We start from the raw sequence: 17,486 nt of genomic DNA, 5'->3' as shown, positions 1-17,486 counted from the left end.
CATAACCAAGTACCCGATGACTGTTCAGGGCGCGAAGGCCCTGGAAGAAGAACACGCTTTCCTGACCAAGGTCGAGCGCCCGCGCTTGAGCCAGGCTATCGGTGAAGCGCGTGAGCTGGGCGATCTCAAGGAAAACGCCGAATACCATGCTGCCCGAGAAGAGCAGGGCATGGTCGAGGCGCGTGTACGTGACATCGAAGGCCGCATGCAAAATGCGGTGATCATCGACGTCACGACGATCCCGCACACCGGCAAAGTGATTTTCGGCACTACCGTGGAAATCGCCAACGTCGAGACTGATGAAAGCGTCACTTACCAGATCGTTGGTGAGGATGAGGCGGACATCAAGCTCGGCAAGATTTCAGTCGGCTCGCCCATCGCCCGCGCCTTGATTGCCAAGGAAGAGGGTGATGTGGTTGCCGTGAAGACACCTGGTGGTGTCATTGAGTATGAGATTGTCGAAGTCCGTCATATCTGAACGAAGGCACCCGCTGCGTGCGGGTGCCATGATCTGGCAGCTCACCCAGATGTTATGGGTGGGCGGCGTCTGGTTGTTGCACATCGGTCTGCTGCCGGTGCTGGGCCGAATCGGCCTGGCTCCGCTGCTCATCGATGAAATCGGGGGTATGCTGACGGCGCTGCTGGTAGGGTTTTCCGCAGCGTGCATATTGTTTCAGGCTTTGGTGCTGGTTCAGGCCGAGGGCCTTGGCAGTCTATGGCGCGACATCCGTGGGCAATTGCTGCTCATGGCCTTGTACGCTTGCGGGATGTTCCTGGCGGTGCGTCTCGGCTGGCCGGACGCCAGTCAATGGCAGGTATTCAGTTACCTGGTGTTGGGGTTTTCTGGCCTGGTGCTGGTGTTACAGCCGGTTCCCGGTTGGGGCGGCAGGGTGCGCGAAGCACACCCTTGACCCTTTGTATCACTTGAACCGGTGAACGTTCGACAGTTGCTTGTTGACGCTGAAATTCTTGCGATAAATCAGTGCCATTTTGCCGATGACCTGCACCAGGTCTGCCTTTGCGACTTTGCACAACTCGGCAACGGCAGCCAGGCGGGCTTCGCGATCCAGGATGTTGAGCTTGATCTTGATCAGCTCATGGTCACCCAGGGCGCGTTCCAGTTCGGCGAGTACACCTTCAGTCAAACCGTTATCAGCCACAGTCAAAACCGGTTTCAGATGGTGGCCAATGGATTTGTATTGTTTCTTCTGCTCTTGAGTGAGCGGCATAATCTGACCCCTGCGTCTGATCTTGTAAAAAGCGGCGGCCAGTTTACCCGAGCGAGTCCGGGACCGCCCAGTTAATCACGACCCGATTTAATATTTCAGAGGTGGCCCGTGGCCCGTTCCAAGACAAGTCTTAAATGGCTGCAAGAGCATTTCAACGACCCATTCGTGAAAATGGCGCAGAAAGACGGCTATCGCTCCCGTGCCAGCTACAAGCTGTTGGAAATTCAGGAAAGAGACCGTTTGATCCGGCCAGGCATGAGCGTGATCGACTTGGGCGCCGCCCCGGGTGGCTGGTCCCAAGTGACCAGTCGTCTGATTGGTGGGCAAGGCACACTGATCGCTTCCGATATCCTGGAAATGGACAGTATCCCGGATGTGACCTTCATTCAGGGCGACTTTACCGAGGACGCCGTACTGGCGAATATCCTTGAAGCGGTCGGAAAAAACGAGGTGGACCTTGTGATTTCCGATATGGCCCCCAATATGAGTGGGCTGGCGTCTGTTGATATGCCGCGGTCGATGTTTCTGTGCGAGTTGGCACTGGATCTTGCGACTCGGGTGTTGAAGCCAGGTGGTGATTTTTTGATCAAGGTCTTCCAGGGTGAAGGCTTCGACGAATACCACAAGAGCGTGCGCAAGCAGTTCGAGAAGGTCACGACGCGTAAACCGAAATCATCGCGTGATCGCTCTCGTGAGCAGTACCTGCTAGGCCGTGGTTTCCGCGGTCGCAGTGAGGAATAAGAGGTTTTTCGACCGGGGCGATAGGTTTTTCGTATTTCGTCCCGTGAGCATTAGCGAATATTGTGTAGAAAGTGTTTCACAAAGGGTTACAGACGGCGCCTGCCAAGTCGTAGGTAATGTAGTAAGTTAGGCCGGTGAATATCATGCGAAGCGCGCGCCAGTAGCGGAGCTTGCTTCAGAGGGTAGTTAATTGAACGATATGGCAAAGAATCTGATCCTGTGGTTGATCATCGCTGCAGTCCTTGTGACCGTGATGAACAACTTCTCCAGTCCTAACGAGCCGCAGACCCTCAACTATTCCGACTTCCTCCAGCAGGTCAAGGAAGGCAAGGTCGAGCGCGTAGCCGTAGATGGCTATGTGATTACCGGCAAGCGCACCGATGGTGACAACTTCAAGACCATTCGTCCGGCGATCCAGGACAACGGCCTGATCGGCGACCTGGTGGATAACCATGTCGTGATTGAAGGCAAGCAGCCTGAGCAGCAAAGTATCTGGACCCAGCTTCTGGTTGCGAGCTTTCCTATCCTCGTCATCATCGCGGTGTTCATGTTCTTCATGCGCCAGATGCAGGGCGGAGCCGGAGGCAAGGGCGGGCCGATGAGTTTCGGCAAGAGCAAGGCTCGGCTACTGTCCGAGGATCAGGTCAAAACCACATTGGCCGACGTCGCGGGCTGCGACGAAGCCAAGGAAGAGGTGGGTGAGCTGGTTGAGTTCCTACGCGATCCGGGCAAATTCCAGCGCCTGGGCGGTCGTATTCCGCGCGGCGTACTGATGGTCGGGCCACCCGGTACTGGTAAAACCTTGCTGGCCAAGGCGATTGCCGGTGAAGCGAAAGTGCCTTTCTTCACGATCTCCGGCTCCGACTTCGTCGAGATGTTCGTCGGTGTGGGCGCCAGCCGTGTTCGTGACATGTTCGAGCAGGCCAAGAAGCACGCCCCCTGCATTATCTTCATCGACGAAATCGATGCCGTCGGTCGTCATCGTGGCGCGGGCATGGGCGGTGGTCATGATGAGCGCGAGCAGACCCTCAACCAGTTGCTGGTAGAGATGGACGGTTTCGAAATGAACGACGGCATCATCGTGATTGCCGCCACCAACCGTCCGGACGTGCTTGACCCTGCGCTGTTGCGTCCGGGCCGTTTTGACCGCCAGGTCGTTGTGGGGCTGCCGGACATCCGCGGTCGCGAGCAGATCCTCAAGGTTCATATGCGCAAGGTTCCGATGGGCGACGATGTCGCTCCAGCGGTCATCGCTCGTGGTACGCCGGGGTTCTCCGGTGCTGATCTGGCGAACCTGGTAAACGAAGCGTCGCTGTTCGCTGCCCGTTCCGGCAAGCGCGTCGTGGAAATGAAAGAATTCGAGTTGGCCAAAGACAAGATCATGATGGGCGCCGAGCGCAAATCGATGGTCATGTCGGAGAAGGAAAAGCAGAACACGGCTTACCACGAGGCGGGGCACGCTATCGTTGGTCGCGTAGTGCCTGAGCATGACCCGGTGTACAAGGTCTCGATCATCCCGCGTGGTCGTGCGCTTGGCGTGACGATGTTCCTTCCGGAAGAAGATCGCTACAGCCTGTCCAAGCGTGCGTTGATCAGCCAGATCTGTTCGCTGTACGGCGGCCGTATCGCTGAAGAAATGACACTGGGCTTCGATGGCGTAACGACGGGTGCGTCGAACGACATCATGCGGGCCAGCCAGATCGCCCGAAACATGGTCACCAAGTGGGGCTTGTCCGAGAAGCTGGGGCCGTTGATGTATGCCGAAGAAGAGGGCGAAGTGTTTCTCGGTCGCGGTGGTGGCGGCCAGCATGCAAGCTTCTCGGGTGAGACGGCCAAGCTGATCGACTCTGAAGTTCGCAGCATCATTGACCAGTGCTACGGGACGGCCAAGCAGATCCTCACGGATAACCGCGACAAGCTGGACGCCATGGCTGATGCCTTGATGAAGTACGAAACCATCGATGCCGAGCAGATCGACGACATCATGGCGGGCCGCACGCCGCGTGAGCCTCGCGATTGGTCTGGTGGCACGGGTACCTCCGGTACGCCGCCGGCGGTGCAGGGCGAGCGTCCGGAAACACCCATCGGCGGTCCGGCTGCCGACGTCTAAGGCTTGAAATGACTTCTGTCCAGTCCTCGACCCGGTTGCCTTGCGGCAACCGGGTTCTTGATTTAGCCCATACGCATGTCATGGGCATTCTTAATGTCACTCCCGATTCCTTTTCCGATGGCGGACGATTCAGCCAGCTCGACGCTGCATTGCGGCATGCCGAGGCCATGGTATCGGCCGGGGCAACGCTGATCGATGTAGGTGGTGAGTCGACCCGTCCCGGTGCGCGTGCGGTTTCGCCTACCGAGGAGCTGGAGCGAGTGGCGCCAATTGTCGAACGCATACATCACGAGCTGGATGTCATCATCTCAGTCGATACGTCCACGCCTGCGGTCATGCGCGAGGCGGCGCGCTTGGGGGCGGGATTGATCAATGATGTTCGCTCGTTGCGGCGTGATGGCGCGTTGGATGCTGCTGCTGCCACGGGGTTGCCGGTGTGCCTGATGCACATGCTTGGCGAGCCCGGAACGATGCAGAATGACCCGCACTACGGCGATGTAACCCGTGAAGTCGGTGAGTTCCTGGCGGAGCGCATGAGCCAGTGTGCCGGCGCGGGCATCCCGGCCGAGCGGATCATTCTCGATCCCGGGTTCGGTTTTGCGAAGACATTGGCGCACAATCTGAGCCTGTTCAAGCATATGGAAGCGTTGCATGCCCTGGGCCGGCCGCTGTTGGTCGGTGTCTCGCGAAAGAGCATGATAGGCAATGCGTTGGGTCGTCCGGTGGGAGAGCGCCTGCATGGCGGTCTGGCACTCGCCGCCTTGGCTATTACAAAAGGTGCGCGCATATTGCGGGTGCATGATGTAGTCGAAACAATGGATGTCGTGCGGATGATCGCAGCAGTGGATTCAGCCGAATAAGAATGATGGAGCACTTATGAGCAAAAAATATTTTGGCACCGACGGGATTCGTGGTCGGGTCGGCGAATACCCCATTACCCCTGATTTCATGCTCAAGCTCGGCTGGGCCGCTGGGATGGCGTTCCGAAAAATGGGCGCGTGCAAAGTGCTGGTTGGCAAGGACACGCGTATATCCGGGTATATGTTCGAATCGGCGCTGGAAGCCGGCCTGACATCGGCGGGTGCCGATGTCATGCTGCTCGGGCCGATGCCTACGCCAGCCATCGCCTACCTGACTCGGACATTCCAGGCGCAGGCAGGCATTGTGATCAGCGCTTCGCATAATCCTCATGACGACAACGGCATCAAGTTTTTCTCTGGCAAGGGCACCAAGCTACCGGACGAAATCGAGCTGATGATCGAGGAGTTGCTGGACACGCCAATGACCGTGGTCGAGTCGAGCAAGATCGGCAAGGTGTCTCGGATCAACGATGCGTCGGGTCGCTACATCGAGTTCTGCAAGGGCAGTGTTCCGACCGGTACCAGTTTTTCCGGTCTGAAGATCGTTGTCGACTGTGCTCATGGGGCAACCTACAAGGTCGCGCCAAGCGTCTTTCGTGAGCTGGGTGCCGAAGTGGTGGTGCTCTCGGCCCAGCCTAATGGGCTGAACATCAACCACAACTGCGGTTCTACTCATACCGAGGCTTTGCAGGCGGCTGTATTGGCCGAGCATGCCGATCTCGGTATCGCCTTCGATGGCGACGGCGACCGCGTGCTGATGGTCGATCACACTGGCACGGTCGTTGATGGTGATGAGCTGCTGTTCATCATCGCGCGCGACCTGCACGGGCGCGGCAAGCTGCAGGGCGGGGTTGTTGGAACATTGATGAGCAACCTCGGGCTCGAGTTGGCCCTGGCGGACCTGGACATACCCTTTGTGCGCGCCAATGTGGGTGACCGCTATGTCATCTCGGAGCTGCTGGAGCGCAACTGGGTGATTGGTGGTGAGAACTCGGGGCACATCGTCTGCTTCGACCATACCACCACTGGTGATGCAATTATTGCCGCCCTGCAAGTGCTGATGGCCCTCAAGGCACGCAACGAGGGTCTTGCGCAGTCGCGACAGGCATTGCGCAAGTGTCCGCAGGTACTGATCAACGTACGTTTCGGCGGCGGTGCAAATCCTATCGAGCACCCGACGGTCAAGCAGGCCAGCGAGGGTGTAACCCAGGCAATGGCTGGGCGTGGGCGCGTGTTGTTGCGCAAGTCGGGCACGGAGCCTTTGGTGCGCGTCATGGTCGAAGGCGAGGATGAAGCGCAGGTCCGCGGTTACGCTGAAGAGCTGGCAAAGCTTGTTACTGAAGTTTCTGCCTGAATTCGGCTTGCCAGTCATGAATCGGTTGGGTAACATCTGCGCCCACTTTGACCGACGAGGTACAGCATGCGTCGCCCTATGGTAGCTGGTAACTGGAAGATGCACGGTACCCGCGCCAGCGTCGCTGAGCTGATCAAAGGCCTTCGCAATCTGGCCTTGCCAAGCGGTGTTGATGTCGCGGTATTCCCGCCTTGCCTGTATATCAACCAAGTGGTTGATGGCTTGAAAGGCAAGTCGATTTCGGTCGGCGCGCAGAACTCTGCGGTGGAATCCATGCAGGGCGCGTTGACCGGTGAGATTGCGCCGAGCCAGCTCGTCGATGCAGGTTGTTCCTTGGTCCTGGTCGGGCACTCCGAGCGCCGCATGATCATGGGCGAGCAGGACAAGGCCTTGATCCGTAAATTTGCGGCAGCACAGGCCTGCGGTCTGATTCCGGTGTTGTGCGTAGGGGAAACCCTCGAGCAGCGCGAGTCCGGAAAGACGCTTGAAGTTGTCGGGCGTCAGCTGGGCAGCATCATCGAGGACCTGGGTGTCGGTGCTTTTGCAAAGGCAGTCATCGCTTACGAGCCAGTCTGGGCCATCGGTACCGGGCTGACTGCTTCGCCGCAACAGGCGCAGGATGTGCACGCAGCCATCCGCGCGCAGTTGGCGGCAGAAAATTCTGAAGTGGCACGAGGTGTGCGGCTTCTATACGGCGGCAGCGTGAAGGCGGCCAATGCGGTCGAACTGTTCGGCATGCCGGATATCGATGGGGGGCTCATTGGTGGAGCTTCCCTGAATGCAGATGAGTTCGGTGCGATCTGTCGCGCCGCGGGAAACTGAAAAAATGCTGGAAACAGTCGTAGTCGTTTTTCATCTGCTGGGCGCGCTGGGTGTAGTCGCTCTCGTATTGCTGCAGCAGGGTAAAGGTGCGGATGCTGGTGCGTCTTTCGGTGCAGGTGCTTCAAATACTGTATTCGGAAGCCAAGGTTCCTCTACCTTTCTTAGTAAGTTTACTGCTATACTTGCCGCCGGTTTCTTCATAACCAGCTTAGGGTTAGGTTACTTTGCTAAAGAGAAAGCTCATGAGCTGACTCAAGTAGGTTTGCCAAACCCAGCGGTATTGGAAGCGCCAAAGCAACAACCGGCTTCTGATGATGTCCCGGTGCTTCAAGAGCAAAAGTCGGCCAATCCGGCGACTGACGTGCCTCCAGCTCAAGAGCAGAAGTAAGAAGGTTTCAAACGCTGTATTGCCGAGGTGGTGGAATTGGTAGACACGCAACCTTGAGGTGGTTGTGCCCATAGGGTGTAGGGGTTCGAGTCCCCTTCTCGGTACCAATTATCAGGAGAGCCCGCGATTGCGGGCTTTCTTGTAGGTGGAAGGGTTACATTGACCCTGTAAGGGATCAGTCGTATACTTCCGCCCCAGCTTTGTCGCGGGATGGAGCAGCCTGGTAGCTCGTCGGGCTCATAACCCGAAGGTCGTCGGTTCAAATCCGGCTCCCGCAACCAGTTTCAGGGCCCCTTCCAAGGGGCTTTTTGTTAGCTGGACACTTTACAACGCCGCTGTTCGACGGCGTTTCAGGGATGGGCGATTCGCCCATTTTTTTTTATTTGCACAGCATGCACAAACATGCACGAGGGGGTTCAGGTGTCGAGCAAGCTAGAACAGTTGCAGGCCTTGTTGGCCCCGGTGGTCGTGGCCCTTGGCTATGAATGCTGGGGTATTGAGTTTTCGGCTCAAGGTCGCCACTCACTGTTGCGCGTTTATATCGATAAGGAAGGCGGTGTGTTGGTGGATGATTGCGCCATCGTCAGCCGTCAGATCAGCGGTGTACTGGATGTTGAAGATCCAATCACCTCCGAATACACCCTGGAAGTTTCCTCGCCTGGCATGGAGCGCCCCCTGTTCACACTTGAACAGTTCGCTTCGTTTGCCGGTGAACAAGTGAAGATCAAGCTGCGCTCGCCTTTCGAAGGCCGACGCAACTTTCAAGGCCTTCTACGCGGTGTAGAAGAGCAGGACGTCGTGGTGCAAGTAGAAGACCATGAGTTCCTGTTGCCGATCGATATGATCGACAAGGCCAACATCATTCCCAGTTTTGACTGATACGTGCCGGATACTGCGGATCCCGCGGATCCAATGGCTTGCGAAAGGCGAGGCGTACGATGAGCAAAGAAGTACTGCTGGTTGTTGAGTCGGTATCCAATGAAAAGGGCGTACCGGCTAACGTTATTTTTGAAGCGCTTGAGCTGGCTTTGGCCACTGCTACCAAGAAGCGGTTCGAGGACGAAGTTGATTTGCGTGTGGAGATCAATCGCCACACCGGTGCCTATGAGACATTCCGTCGCTGGACGGTGGTCGAAGAAGCCGACCTGGACGATCCGGCCATCGAAACCTGGCCGAGCAAGGTTGCTGAAACGCATCCTGGCGCCAAGGTAGGTGATGTCGTCGAAGAAAAGATCGAATCCATCGAGTTTGGTCGCATCGCTGCGCAGACTGCCAAGCAAGTCATCGTGCAGAAAGTTCGCGAAGCCGAGCGCGCGCAAGTCGTTGATGCCTATCGCGAGCGCCTGGGGGAGATCATCTCCGGCACCGTGAAAAAAGTGACCCGCGACAACGTGATCGTCGATCTGGGCAACAATGCCGAGGCATTGCTGGCTCGTGAAGACATCATTTCTCGCGAAACTTTCCGGGTTGGCGTGCGTTTGCGTGCGCTGCTCAAGGAAATCCGCACCGAGAACCGTGGCCCGCAGTTGATCCTGTCGCGTACCGCGCCGGAAATGCTGATCGAGTTGTTCCGTATCGAAGTGCCGGAAATTGCTGAAGGCCTGATCGAAGTCATGGCAGCCTCCCGTGATCCGGGTTCGCGCGCCAAGATCGCGGTCCGCTCCAAGGACAAGCGCATCGACCCGCAAGGTGCCTGCATCGGCATGCGTGGTTCGCGTGTCCAGGCCGTATCCGGCGAGTTGGGCGGCGAGCGTGTGGACATCGTCCTGTGGGACGATAACCCGGCTCAGTTCGTGATCAATGCCATGTCGCCTGCTGAAGTGGCGGCAATTATCGTCGACGAAGATGCCCACGCCATGGACATCGCCGTTGGCGCAGACAATCTCGCTCAGGCCATCGGTCGCGGTGGTCAGAACGTGCGTCTGGCTAGCCAATTGACTGGCTGGACACTGAACGTGATGACCGAATCGGACATCCAGGCTAAGCAGCAAGCTGAAACCGGTGACATCCTGCGCAACTTCATCGAAGAGCTTGAAGTCGATGAAGAGCTGGCGCAGGTGCTGGTGGATGAAGGCTTTACCAGCCTGGAAGAGATTGCCTACGTACCGGTGGAGGAAATGCTCAACATCGACGGCTTTGACGAGGAGATCGTCAACGAGCTTCGCGCTCGGGCCAAGGATCGTTTGTTGACCAAAGCCATCGCTACTGAGGAAAAGCTGGCAGACGCCCATCCGGCCGAAGACCTGCTCTCGCTTGAGGGCATGGACAAGGATTTGGCGATGGAACTGGCGGTGCGCGGCGTAATTACCCGCGAAGACCTGGCCGAGCAGTCTATTGACGATCTGCTCGACATCGACGGCATTGACGATGATCGTGCCGGCAAGTTGATCATGGCCGCCCGAGCCCACTGGTTCGAGTAATTAGGCGCGGCCTGAGGAGAGAAGTGCATGACGCAAGTCACGGTGAAACAACTGGCCGATGAGGTCAAAACACCGGTAGAGCGCCTGTTGCAGCAGATGCGTGAGGCAGGTCTGCCGCACACCGCCGCCGAGGAACATGTGACCGACAGTGAGAAGCAGTCCCTGCTGACTCACTTGAAGAGCAGTCACAAGGCGAAAGTGGAAGAACCGCGCAAGATCACTCTGCAGCGTAAAACCACCAGCACCCTGCGTGTTGCCGGTAGCAAAAGCATCAGCGTTGAAGTACGCAAGAAGAAAGTCTTCGTACAGCGCAGCCCGGAAGAAATCGAAGCCGAGCGTAAACGCGAGCTGGAAGAGCGTCGCGCAGTAGAAAATGCTGCACGTCAGAAGGCTGAAGAAGAAGCCAAGCGTCGCGCCGAAGAAGAAGCGCGTCGCCAGCCTGCTGCTGGGCAAGCCGCTCCGGTAGAAGCCGTCGAGGCTGTTGCCCCGGTAGCTGAACCTGTACGCGAAGCTGCTCCGGTCGTTGCGCCAGCTCCAGCCCCTGCCGATACTCGCAAGCGCGACGAACAGCGTCGTCCGGACAAGCCACGTGCCGACGACAACCGTCGTGGCAGCGGCGATGGTGAGCGCAAGAACGCGCCTCATCGTGCTTCGGTCAAGGAAAAGGCGCCAGCACCTCGTGTTGCGCCACGTACCACTGACGAAGAAAGCGACGGTTTCCGTCGTGGCGGTCGCGGCAAGGCCAAGCTGAAGAAACGCAACGCCCACGGTTTCCAGAGCCCTACCGGCCCTGTCGTGCGTGAAGTGAAGATCGGCGAGACCATCACTGTGGGCGATCTGGCCCAGCAGATGTCGGTCAAGGCTGCTGAAATCATCAAGTTCATGTTCAAGCTGGGTACGCCAGCCACCATCAACCAGGTACTGGACCAGGAAACTGCCCAACTGGTTGCTGAAGAGCTGGGCCACAAAGTGACCCTGGTCAGCGACACTGCCCTGGAAGATTCCCTGGCCGAGTCCCTGAAGTTCGAAGGTGAGGCGGTTTCCCGTGCTCCGGTCGTGACCGTCATGGGCCACGTTGACCACGGTAAAACCTCGCTGCTCGACTATATTCGTCGTGCGAAGGTTGCGGCAGGTGAGGCTGGCGGTATTACCCAGCACATCGGTGCCTACCACGTTGAAACCGACCGTGGCATGGTGACGTTCCTCGATACCCCAGGTCACGCCGCGTTTACCGCGATGCGTGCCCGTGGTGCCAAGGCGACCGACATCGTGATCCTGGTGGTTGCAGCGGACGACGGCGTGATGCCGCAAACCATCGAAGCCGTTCAGCATGCCAAGGCTGCTGGTGTGCCGCTGGTGGTTGCAGTGAACAAGATCGACAAGCCGGGCGCCGATCTCGATCGCATCCGTAGCGAACTGTCGGTTCACGGCGTGACCTCCGAAGAGTGGGGTGGCGACACTCCATTCGTTCCGGTCTCGGCGAAGATGGGTACCGGCGTTGACGAACTGCTCGAAGCCGTTCTGTTGCAAGCCGAGGTCTTGGAACTGACCGCTACTCCGTCGGCTCCTGGCCGTGGTGTTGTGGTTGAATCGCGCCTCGACAAGGGCCGTGGCCCGGTTGCAACGGTCCTGGTCCAGGACGGTACGCTGCGTCAAGGCGACATGGTGCTGGTCGGCTCGAACTATGGCCGCGTGCGCGCCATGCTCGACGAGAACGGCAAGCCTATCAAGGAAGCCGGTCCGGCTATCCCGGTCGAGATCCTCGGCCTGGATGGTACCCCGGACGCTGGCGACGAGATGAGCGTGGTGGCTGACGAGAAGAAAGCCCGTGAAGTCGCGCTGTTCCGTCAAGGCAAGTTCCGCGAAGTCAAACTGGCTCGTGCTCACGCCGGCAAGCTGGAAAACATCTTCGAGAACATGGGTCAGGAAGAGAAGAAGACGCTCAACATCGTCCTCAAATCCGACGTCCGTGGCTCGCTGGAAGCGTTGAACGGCGCCTTGAATGGCCTGGGTAACGACGAAGTGCAGGTGCGTGTGGTCGGTGGCGGTGTCGGTGGTATCACCGAATCCGACGCCAACCTGGCACTGGCCTCCAACGCTGTACTGTTCGGCTTCAACGTGCGTGCCGATGCTGGCGCTCGCAAGATCGTCGAGCAGGAAGGCCTGGATATGCGTTACTACAACGTGATCTACGACATCATTGAAGACGTCAAGAAAGCGTTGACCGGTATGCTGGGCAGCGACGTTCGGGAGAACATCCTGGGCGTGGCCGAAGTTCGCGACGTGTTCCGTTCGCCGAAGTTTGGTGCCATCGCCGGTTGCATGGTGATCGAAGGTGTCGTTCACCGTAACCGTCCGATCCGTGTACTGCGTGAAGACATCGTTATCTTCGAAGGCGAGCTGGAATCCCTGCGTCGCTTCAAGGATGACGCTTCCGAAGTGCGTGCCGGCATGGAATGCGGTATTGGCGTCAAGAGCTACAACGACGTCAAGGTTGGCGACAAGATCGAAGTCTTCGAGAAGGTCCAGGTTGCTCGCAGCCTCTGACTCGCGCACTTCAAGAGCCGCACCGGGCAGCCGCATGAACATGCGCTGCCTGGTTGGCGGACTCTAAACGCAACGCCCGGTCTGGCTTTTGCCAGGCCGGGCGTTTGCCGCTTTCAGACCACACGGGTTTGACCGTGGGGCAGTAACAGGTAACAAGACATGGCAAAAGAATACAGCCGTACCCAACGAATCGGCGATCAGATGCAGCGTGAGCTGGCCCAACTGATCCGCCGCGAAGTCAAGGATCCGCGTGTCGGCCTGGTCACCATTACCGCAGTGGAAGTCAGCCGTGACGTTGGTCACGCGAAGATTTTCATCACCGTGATGGGCCAGGACAGTGCGGAAGAAATCGCCCAGAGCATCAAGGTGCTCAACTCGGCCGCTGGTTTCCTGCGCATGCAACTGGCTCGGGAAATGAAACTGCGCAGCGTTCCACAGCTGCACTTCCACTACGACGAAAGCGTCGTGCGGGGTGCGCATCTGTCGGCCCTGATCGAGCGCGCCGTGGCTGAAGACAGCCAGCACCCGGCGGCGTCTGAACCCGAAGACACCAAGGAGTAAACGGTGGCTCAGGTCAAACGTATCCGTCGTAACGTCAGCGGTATCATTCTGCTCGACAAACCGTTGGGGTTTACCTCCAACGCGGCGTTGCAGAAGGTTCGCTGGCTGCTCAATGCCGAGAAGGCCGGGCACACCGGGAGTCTCGATCCGCTGGCCACCGGCGTGCTGCCGCTGTGCTTCGGCGAGGCGACCAAGTTTTCACAATATCTGCTCGATTCCGATAAGGGTTATGAAACCGTCGCCCAGTTAGGCAAGACCACCACCACGGCGGACGCCGAGGGTGAGGTTTTGCTGGAGCGCCCGGTGACCGTTGGTCAGGCTGATGTGGAAGCTGTGTTGCCAGCTTTTCGCGGGAAAATCAGTCAGATACCGCCGATGTACTCTGCTCTCAAGCGTGATGGCCAACCACTGTACAAGCTAGCTCGCGCAGGCGAAGTAGTGGAGCGTGAACCGCGTTCTGTTACTATTGCGCGCTTGGAATTGCTGGCCTTTGACGGTAATACTGCGCGGCTTGCGGTGGATTGCAGCAAAGGCACCTATATCCGCACCTTGGTGGAGGATATTGGTGAGCAGCTCGGCTGTGGCGCGTACGTGGCAGAATTGCGACGGACCCAGGCCGGGCCTTTCACCTTGGCCCAGACGGTCACACTGGAAGAGCTGGAAGCGGTGCATGCCGAAGGCGGCAACGAAGCGGTCGACCGTTTCCTGATGCCATCGGACAGCGGCTTGCTTGACTGGCCACTGCTGCAGTTCTCCGAACACAGCGCGTTCTACTGGCTCAATGGCCAGCCAGTACGTGCCCCGGATGCGCCGAAGTTCGGTATGGTCCGGGTGCAGGATCACAACGGTCGCTTCATCGGTATCGGTGAGGTGAGCGAAGACGGGCGCATTGCGCCGCGTCGACTGATTCGGTCGGAATGACCGGAACCAGCCTGTGTAACAACAGGTTGGCGAGTGTGGCTGTTAACAGGCACGGTCACTACTCATTTATAGATACAGGGATTTGTCCCTGGCCTGTTGAAGCTGTTTCCTTGGAACAGTTTCCTGACTAGAAAGGATTGCCTCATGGCTCTCGACGTTCAAGAAAAAGCTCAAATCGTAGCTGACTACCAGCAAGCTGTTGGTGACACTGGTTCGCCAGAAGTGCAAGTTGCACTGCTGACCCACAACATCAACAAGCTGCAAGGTCACTTCAAGGCCAACGGTAAAGATCACCACTCCCGTCGTGGTCTGATCCGCATGGTAAACCAGCGTCGCAAGCTGCTGGACTACCTGAAAGGCAAGGATCTGGGTCGTTATCAGACTCTGATCGGTCGCCTGGGTCTGCGTCGCTAATCAGCGATTGCGCTAGAGGTTGGTGGTCTGTCGTACGTCAGTGGGTTTCCCGCTGGCGCATGGCAGGCTCCCAGCCTCAAGTTTTATCTGGATACACGTTTTACCCTGGACAGGCGTCGGGCCGACTCCCGCCATTGCCCAAGAATTTCGCAAGAAGACAAGTTCCCCAAGAGCCACAAAGAAGGTAGGACACCGTGAACCCGGTAATCAAAAAATTCCAATTCGGTCAGTCGACCGTTACCCTCGAGACTGGCCGTATCGCCCGTCAGGCCTCCGGCGCAGTGCTGGTCACCGTTGACGACGACGTCAGCGTGTTGGTGACCGTTGTCGGTGCCAAGCAAGCCGATCCAGGCAAAGGCTTCTTCCCTCTGTCCGTCCACTACCAGGAAAAGACTTACGCTGCCGGTAAGATCCCTGGCGGTTTCTTCAAGCGCGAAGGCCGTCCTTCCGAGAAAGAAACCCTGACTTCCCGACTGATCGACCGTCCGATCCGTCCGCTTTTCCCTGAAGGCTTCATGAACGAAGTGCAGGTTGTCTGCACCGTCGTCTCCACCAGCAAGAAAACCGATCCGGACATCGCTGCGATGATCGGTACCTCGGCTGCCCTGGCGATCTCCGGCATTCCTTTCGATGGTCCGATCGGCGCCGCCCGCGTCGCGTTCCACGAAAGCACCGGCTACCTGCTGAACCCGACCTACGAGCAACTGAAGGCTTCCAGCCTGGACATGGTCGTGGCCGGTACTTCCGAAGCCGTGCTGATGGTTGAATCCGAAGCCAAGGAGCTGACCGAAGACCAGATGCTGGGCGCCGTGCTGTTCGCCCACGACGAGTTCCAAGTGGTGATCAACGCCGTCAAGGAACTCGCTGCCGAAGCCGCCAAGCCAACCTGGACCTGGGCTCCGCAGCCAGAAGCCACCGAGTTGCTGGGTGCGATCCGTGCCGAGTTCGGCGACGCGATCTCCCAGGCCTACACCATCACCATCAAGGCCGACCGTTATGCGCGCCTGGGTGAGTTGAAAGACCAGGTCGTTGCCAAGTTCTCCGGCGAAGAAGGCCAGCCATCGGCTAGCGACGTCAAGGCTGCATTCGGTGAAATCGAATACCGCACCGTTCGCGAAAACATCGTCAACGGCAAGCCACGTATCGACGGTCGCGACACCCGCACCGTACGTCCGCTGAACATCGAAGTCGGCGTCCTGCCGAAGACCCACGGTTCGGCCCTGTTCACCCGTGGCGAAACCCAGGCGCTGGTCGTTGCAACACTGGGCACCGCCCGTGACGCGCAACTGCTGGACACCCTGGAAGGCGAAAAGAAAGACCCGTTCATGCTGCACTACAACTTCCCTCCGTTCTCGGTGGGCGAGTGTGGTCGCATGGGTGGCGCCGGTCGTCGCGAAATCGGTCACGGCCGTCTGGCCCGTCGTTCGGTCCAGGCCATGCTGCCAGCCGCTGACGTGTTCCCGTACACCATCCGCGTGGTCTCGGAAATCACCGAATCCAACGGTTCGAGCTCGATGGCTTCGGTCTGCGGCGCTTCCCTGGCCCTGATGGACGCTGGTGTGCCGATGAAGGCACCGGTTGCCGGTATCGCCATGGGTCTGGTTAAAGAAGGCGAGAAGTTCGCCGTCCTGACCGACATCCTGGGTGACGAAGACCACCTGGGCGACATGGACTTCAAAGTGGCCGGTACCGCCAAGGGCGTCACCGCACTGCAGATGGACATCAAGATCAAGGGCATCACCGAAGAGATCATGGAAATCGCCCTGGGCCAAGCCCTGGAAGCGCGCCTGAACATCCTCGGCCAGATGAACCAGATCATCGGTCAGTCCCGTACCGAGCTGTCGGAAAATGCTCCGACCATGATCGCGATGAAAATCGACACCGACAAAATCCGTGATGTCATCGGTAAAGGCGGCGCGACCATCCGTGCGATCTGCGAAGAAACCAAGGCTTCGATCGACATCGAAGACGACGGTTCGATCAAGATCTTCGGCGAAACCAAGGAAGCGGCAGAAGCAGCACGCCAGCGCGTCCTGGGCATCACCGCGGAAGCCGAGATCGGCAAGATCTACGTCGGCAAGGTTGAACGCATCGTCGACTTCGGCGCGTTCGTCAACATCCTGCCGGGCAAGGACGGTCTGGTTCACATCTCCATGCTGAGCGATGCTCGCGTCGAGAAAGTAACCGACATCCTCAAGGAAGGCCAGGAAGTGGAAGTGCTGGTTCTGGACGTGGACAACCGCGGCCGTATCAAGCTGTCCATCAAGGACGTCGCAGCAGCCAAGGCGTCGGGCGTTTAATCATTCCCTCGCTTAGCCGCTGAAACAAGCAAACGCCCCGACTGGTTCGGGGCGTTTTGCTGTGTGCGCAAAAATCATTTTTGTCACAGGTTGCCTGCCCTCTGGCTCAATGCTAGGTTTAGCCCCACGCCCGTGTAGCTCAGTCGGTAGAGCAGCGCACTCGTAACGCGAAGGTCGCAGGTTCGATTCCTGTCTCGGGCAAAAAGCTTTTTCGCCAGCGATTTTATGCGTGGTGCTGTAGGTATTCGTTCAGTGCTTGGCGCGTCAGATCATTCAGGGACACATTTTGGCGGGTTGCCGCCAAAGCGGCTGCTAGATGCAGATCGTGACCAATACGAACATTGAACGATCCTTTGCACGGGATTTCTGGCTTCTGTCCGAGCTGCTGGCAGGTTTGTAGATAATCATCTACCGCCTCGCGAAAAGCTGTTTCCAGTTCAGCTACCGTTTGTCCCTCATAACTCACCAGCGCCCTGATGAATAAGAGCTTTCCAAACAGGCATTTGTCCTCGGTGCTTGCTTCAATTGAGCCGACATAGCCTTTGTATTGCAGCTGGGAGTTCATGGAATCAGGCCTCCTGTTTTGCTCAATAACCTGGCGTCTTACATAGGCTTTGAGCTCATTACCGGGATGCGGCTTGTGCAGGTTGATCATTGCACTCGGGTCTCCATTGTCGAATTTGACCCTACTGCCCGATCCTTCTAACTGGGAATAGCCAAGCCGACATAACAGCGTGACAAGCTCCGACCAAGTGAATGCGCTTTGCCCGTTGAGTAGCTTTGCGAGAATTTTTTCATTCTTTGACATGAATGCCTTTT

General features: G+C 58.0%; 17 protein-coding genes, 3 tRNA genes and 1 pseudogene. 18 read left to right on the top strand and 3 right to left on the bottom strand.

Annotation, left to right across the window (positions count from 1 at the left end; translation table 11 throughout):
* The first annotated feature begins 1 nt into the window (after position 1).
* Together greA and HU806_RS15270 are read left to right on the top strand one after the other, a co-directional pair.
* Positions 2-478, top strand: a complete 477-nt coding sequence (greA, locus tag HU806_RS15275) for a transcription elongation factor GreA (protein ID WP_030139783.1) — start codon at positions 2-4, stop codon at positions 476-478.
* Positions 479-506: 28 nt separating this feature from the next.
* The gene (locus tag HU806_RS15270) at positions 507-911 is read left to right on the top strand and encodes an MFS transporter (RefSeq protein WP_186612173.1); all 405 of its coding nucleotides are present in this window, start codon (positions 507-509) and stop codon (positions 909-911) included.
* A 9-nt stretch (positions 912-920) separates the two neighbouring features.
* Here HU806_RS15270 and HU806_RS15265 read toward each other — a convergent pair whose 3' ends face one another.
* Positions 921-1,229: a YhbY family RNA-binding protein gene (locus HU806_RS15265; RefSeq protein WP_186612172.1), complete on the bottom strand. Its 309-nt coding sequence runs from the start codon at positions 1,227-1,229 to the stop codon at positions 921-923.
* A gap of 108 nt (positions 1,230-1,337) precedes the next feature.
* Here HU806_RS15265 and rlmE point away from each other — a divergent pair, with 108 nt between their 5' ends.
* The 16 genes from rlmE (at position 1,338) to HU806_RS15185 (ending at position 16,868) form a co-directional block, all read left to right on the top strand.
* The gene (gene rlmE, locus HU806_RS15260) at positions 1,338-1,970 is read left to right on the top strand and encodes a 23S rRNA (uridine(2552)-2'-O)-methyltransferase RlmE (RefSeq protein WP_186612171.1); all 633 of its coding nucleotides are present in this window, start codon (positions 1,338-1,340) and stop codon (positions 1,968-1,970) included.
* Positions 1,971-2,169: 199 nt separating this feature from the next.
* Entirely contained in the window at positions 2,170-4,080 is a 1,911-nt protein-coding gene (gene ftsH / locus HU806_RS15255) for an ATP-dependent zinc metalloprotease FtsH (protein ID WP_186612170.1), read from the top strand.
* A gap of 8 nt (positions 4,081-4,088) precedes the next feature.
* A complete protein-coding gene (folP, locus tag HU806_RS15250) occupies positions 4,089-4,940 on the top strand; it encodes a dihydropteroate synthase (protein ID WP_186612169.1) in 852 nt (283 codons plus the stop codon).
* 16 nt (positions 4,941-4,956) lie between these two features.
* Complete coding sequence (gene glmM, locus HU806_RS15245) at positions 4,957-6,294, top strand: phosphoglucosamine mutase (RefSeq protein WP_186612168.1); 1,338 nt, start codon at positions 4,957-4,959, stop codon at positions 6,292-6,294.
* Between the two features lie 66 nt (positions 6,295-6,360).
* Positions 6,361-7,116, top strand: a complete 756-nt coding sequence (gene tpiA, locus HU806_RS15240; RefSeq protein ID WP_186612167.1) for a triose-phosphate isomerase — start codon at positions 6,361-6,363, stop codon at positions 7,114-7,116.
* A 4-nt stretch (positions 7,117-7,120) separates the two neighbouring features.
* Positions 7,121-7,504, top strand: a complete 384-nt coding sequence (secG, locus tag HU806_RS15235; RefSeq protein WP_025211789.1) for a preprotein translocase subunit SecG — start codon at positions 7,121-7,123, stop codon at positions 7,502-7,504.
* Between the two features lie 21 nt (positions 7,505-7,525).
* Positions 7,526-7,611, top strand: a tRNA-Leu gene (locus HU806_RS15230).
* 97 nt (positions 7,612-7,708) lie between these two features.
* Positions 7,709-7,785: transfer RNA gene (locus HU806_RS15225), tRNA-Met, on the top strand.
* A 139-nt stretch (positions 7,786-7,924) separates the two neighbouring features.
* Positions 7,925-8,383: a ribosome maturation factor RimP gene (gene rimP, locus HU806_RS15220; RefSeq protein WP_025211790.1), complete on the top strand. Its 459-nt coding sequence runs from the start codon at positions 7,925-7,927 to the stop codon at positions 8,381-8,383.
* Positions 8,384-8,442: 59 nt separating this feature from the next.
* Complete coding sequence (gene nusA, locus HU806_RS15215; RefSeq protein WP_003177868.1) at positions 8,443-9,924, top strand: transcription termination factor NusA; 1,482 nt, start codon at positions 8,443-8,445, stop codon at positions 9,922-9,924.
* A 27-nt stretch (positions 9,925-9,951) separates the two neighbouring features.
* A complete protein-coding gene (gene infB, locus HU806_RS15210) occupies positions 9,952-12,471 on the top strand; it encodes a translation initiation factor IF-2 (RefSeq protein ID WP_186612166.1) in 2,520 nt (839 codons plus the stop codon).
* A gap of 159 nt (positions 12,472-12,630) precedes the next feature.
* Positions 12,631-13,032, top strand: coding sequence for a 30S ribosome-binding factor RbfA (gene rbfA / locus HU806_RS15205; RefSeq protein WP_186612165.1), 402 nt, complete (start codon positions 12,631-12,633; stop codon positions 13,030-13,032).
* Positions 13,033-13,035: 3 nt separating this feature from the next.
* Positions 13,036-13,953: a tRNA pseudouridine(55) synthase TruB gene (gene truB, locus HU806_RS15200; RefSeq protein ID WP_186612164.1), complete on the top strand. Its 918-nt coding sequence runs from the start codon at positions 13,036-13,038 to the stop codon at positions 13,951-13,953.
* A gap of 144 nt (positions 13,954-14,097) precedes the next feature.
* The gene (gene rpsO / locus HU806_RS15195) at positions 14,098-14,367 is read left to right on the top strand and encodes a 30S ribosomal protein S15 (protein ID WP_003177875.1); all 270 of its coding nucleotides are present in this window, start codon (positions 14,098-14,100) and stop codon (positions 14,365-14,367) included.
* A 194-nt stretch (positions 14,368-14,561) separates the two neighbouring features.
* Entirely contained in the window at positions 14,562-16,667 is a 2,106-nt protein-coding gene (gene pnp / locus HU806_RS15190; RefSeq protein WP_030139794.1) for a polyribonucleotide nucleotidyltransferase, read from the top strand.
* A 128-nt stretch (positions 16,668-16,795) separates the two neighbouring features.
* Positions 16,796-16,868 (top strand) — tRNA-Thr (locus HU806_RS15185).
* 22 nt (positions 16,869-16,890) lie between these two features.
* Here HU806_RS15185 and HU806_RS15180 read toward each other — a convergent pair.
* Together HU806_RS15180 and HU806_RS15175 are read right to left on the bottom strand one after the other, a co-directional pair.
* A complete protein-coding gene (locus HU806_RS15180) occupies positions 16,891-17,232 on the bottom strand; it encodes a type II toxin-antitoxin system HicB family antitoxin (RefSeq protein WP_053118365.1) in 342 nt (113 codons plus the stop codon).
* An 18-nt stretch (positions 17,233-17,250) separates the two neighbouring features.
* A pseudogene (locus tag HU806_RS15175) lies at positions 17,251-17,475 on the bottom strand (type II toxin-antitoxin system HicA family toxin); the annotation flags it as partial.
* Between the last annotated feature and the right edge of the window lie 11 nt (positions 17,476-17,486).

Source organism: Pseudomonas sp. SWRI154, assembly GCF_014268645.1.
Lineage (GTDB): Bacteria > Pseudomonadota > Gammaproteobacteria > Pseudomonadales > Pseudomonadaceae > Aquipseudomonas > Aquipseudomonas marvdashtae.
The sequence above is the reverse complement of the archived record's forward strand: the minus strand, read 5'-3'. Positions and strand labels throughout refer to the sequence as shown.

What these genes read in the sequence shown, in the direction of transcription:
- HU806_RS15180 (WP_053118365.1), bottom strand. Translation starts at nt 17,232, where the DNA reads ATGAACTCCCAGCTGCAATACAAAGGCTATGTCGGCTCAATTGAAGCA.
- folP (WP_186612169.1), top strand. Translation starts at nt 4,089, where the DNA reads ATGACTTCTGTCCAGTCCTCGACCCGGTTGCCTTGCGGCAACCGGGTT.
- infB (WP_186612166.1), top strand. Translation starts at nt 9,952, where the DNA reads ATGACGCAAGTCACGGTGAAACAACTGGCCGATGAGGTCAAAACACCG.
- secG (WP_025211789.1), top strand. Translation starts at nt 7,121, where the DNA reads ATGCTGGAAACAGTCGTAGTCGTTTTTCATCTGCTGGGCGCGCTGGGT.
- glmM (WP_186612168.1), top strand. Translation starts at nt 4,957, where the DNA reads ATGAGCAAAAAATATTTTGGCACCGACGGGATTCGTGGTCGGGTCGGC.
- rbfA (WP_186612165.1), top strand. Translation starts at nt 12,631, where the DNA reads ATGGCAAAAGAATACAGCCGTACCCAACGAATCGGCGATCAGATGCAG.
- HU806_RS15270 (WP_186612173.1), top strand. Translation starts at nt 507, where the DNA reads ATGATCTGGCAGCTCACCCAGATGTTATGGGTGGGCGGCGTCTGGTTG.
- tpiA (WP_186612167.1), top strand. Translation starts at nt 6,361, where the DNA reads ATGCGTCGCCCTATGGTAGCTGGTAACTGGAAGATGCACGGTACCCGC.
- ftsH (WP_186612170.1), top strand. Translation starts at nt 2,170, where the DNA reads ATGGCAAAGAATCTGATCCTGTGGTTGATCATCGCTGCAGTCCTTGTG.
- rpsO (WP_003177875.1), top strand. Translation starts at nt 14,098, where the DNA reads ATGGCTCTCGACGTTCAAGAAAAAGCTCAAATCGTAGCTGACTACCAG.
- nusA (WP_003177868.1), top strand. Translation starts at nt 8,443, where the DNA reads ATGAGCAAAGAAGTACTGCTGGTTGTTGAGTCGGTATCCAATGAAAAG.
- HU806_RS15265 (WP_186612172.1), bottom strand. Translation starts at nt 1,229, where the DNA reads ATGCCGCTCACTCAAGAGCAGAAGAAACAATACAAATCCATTGGCCAC.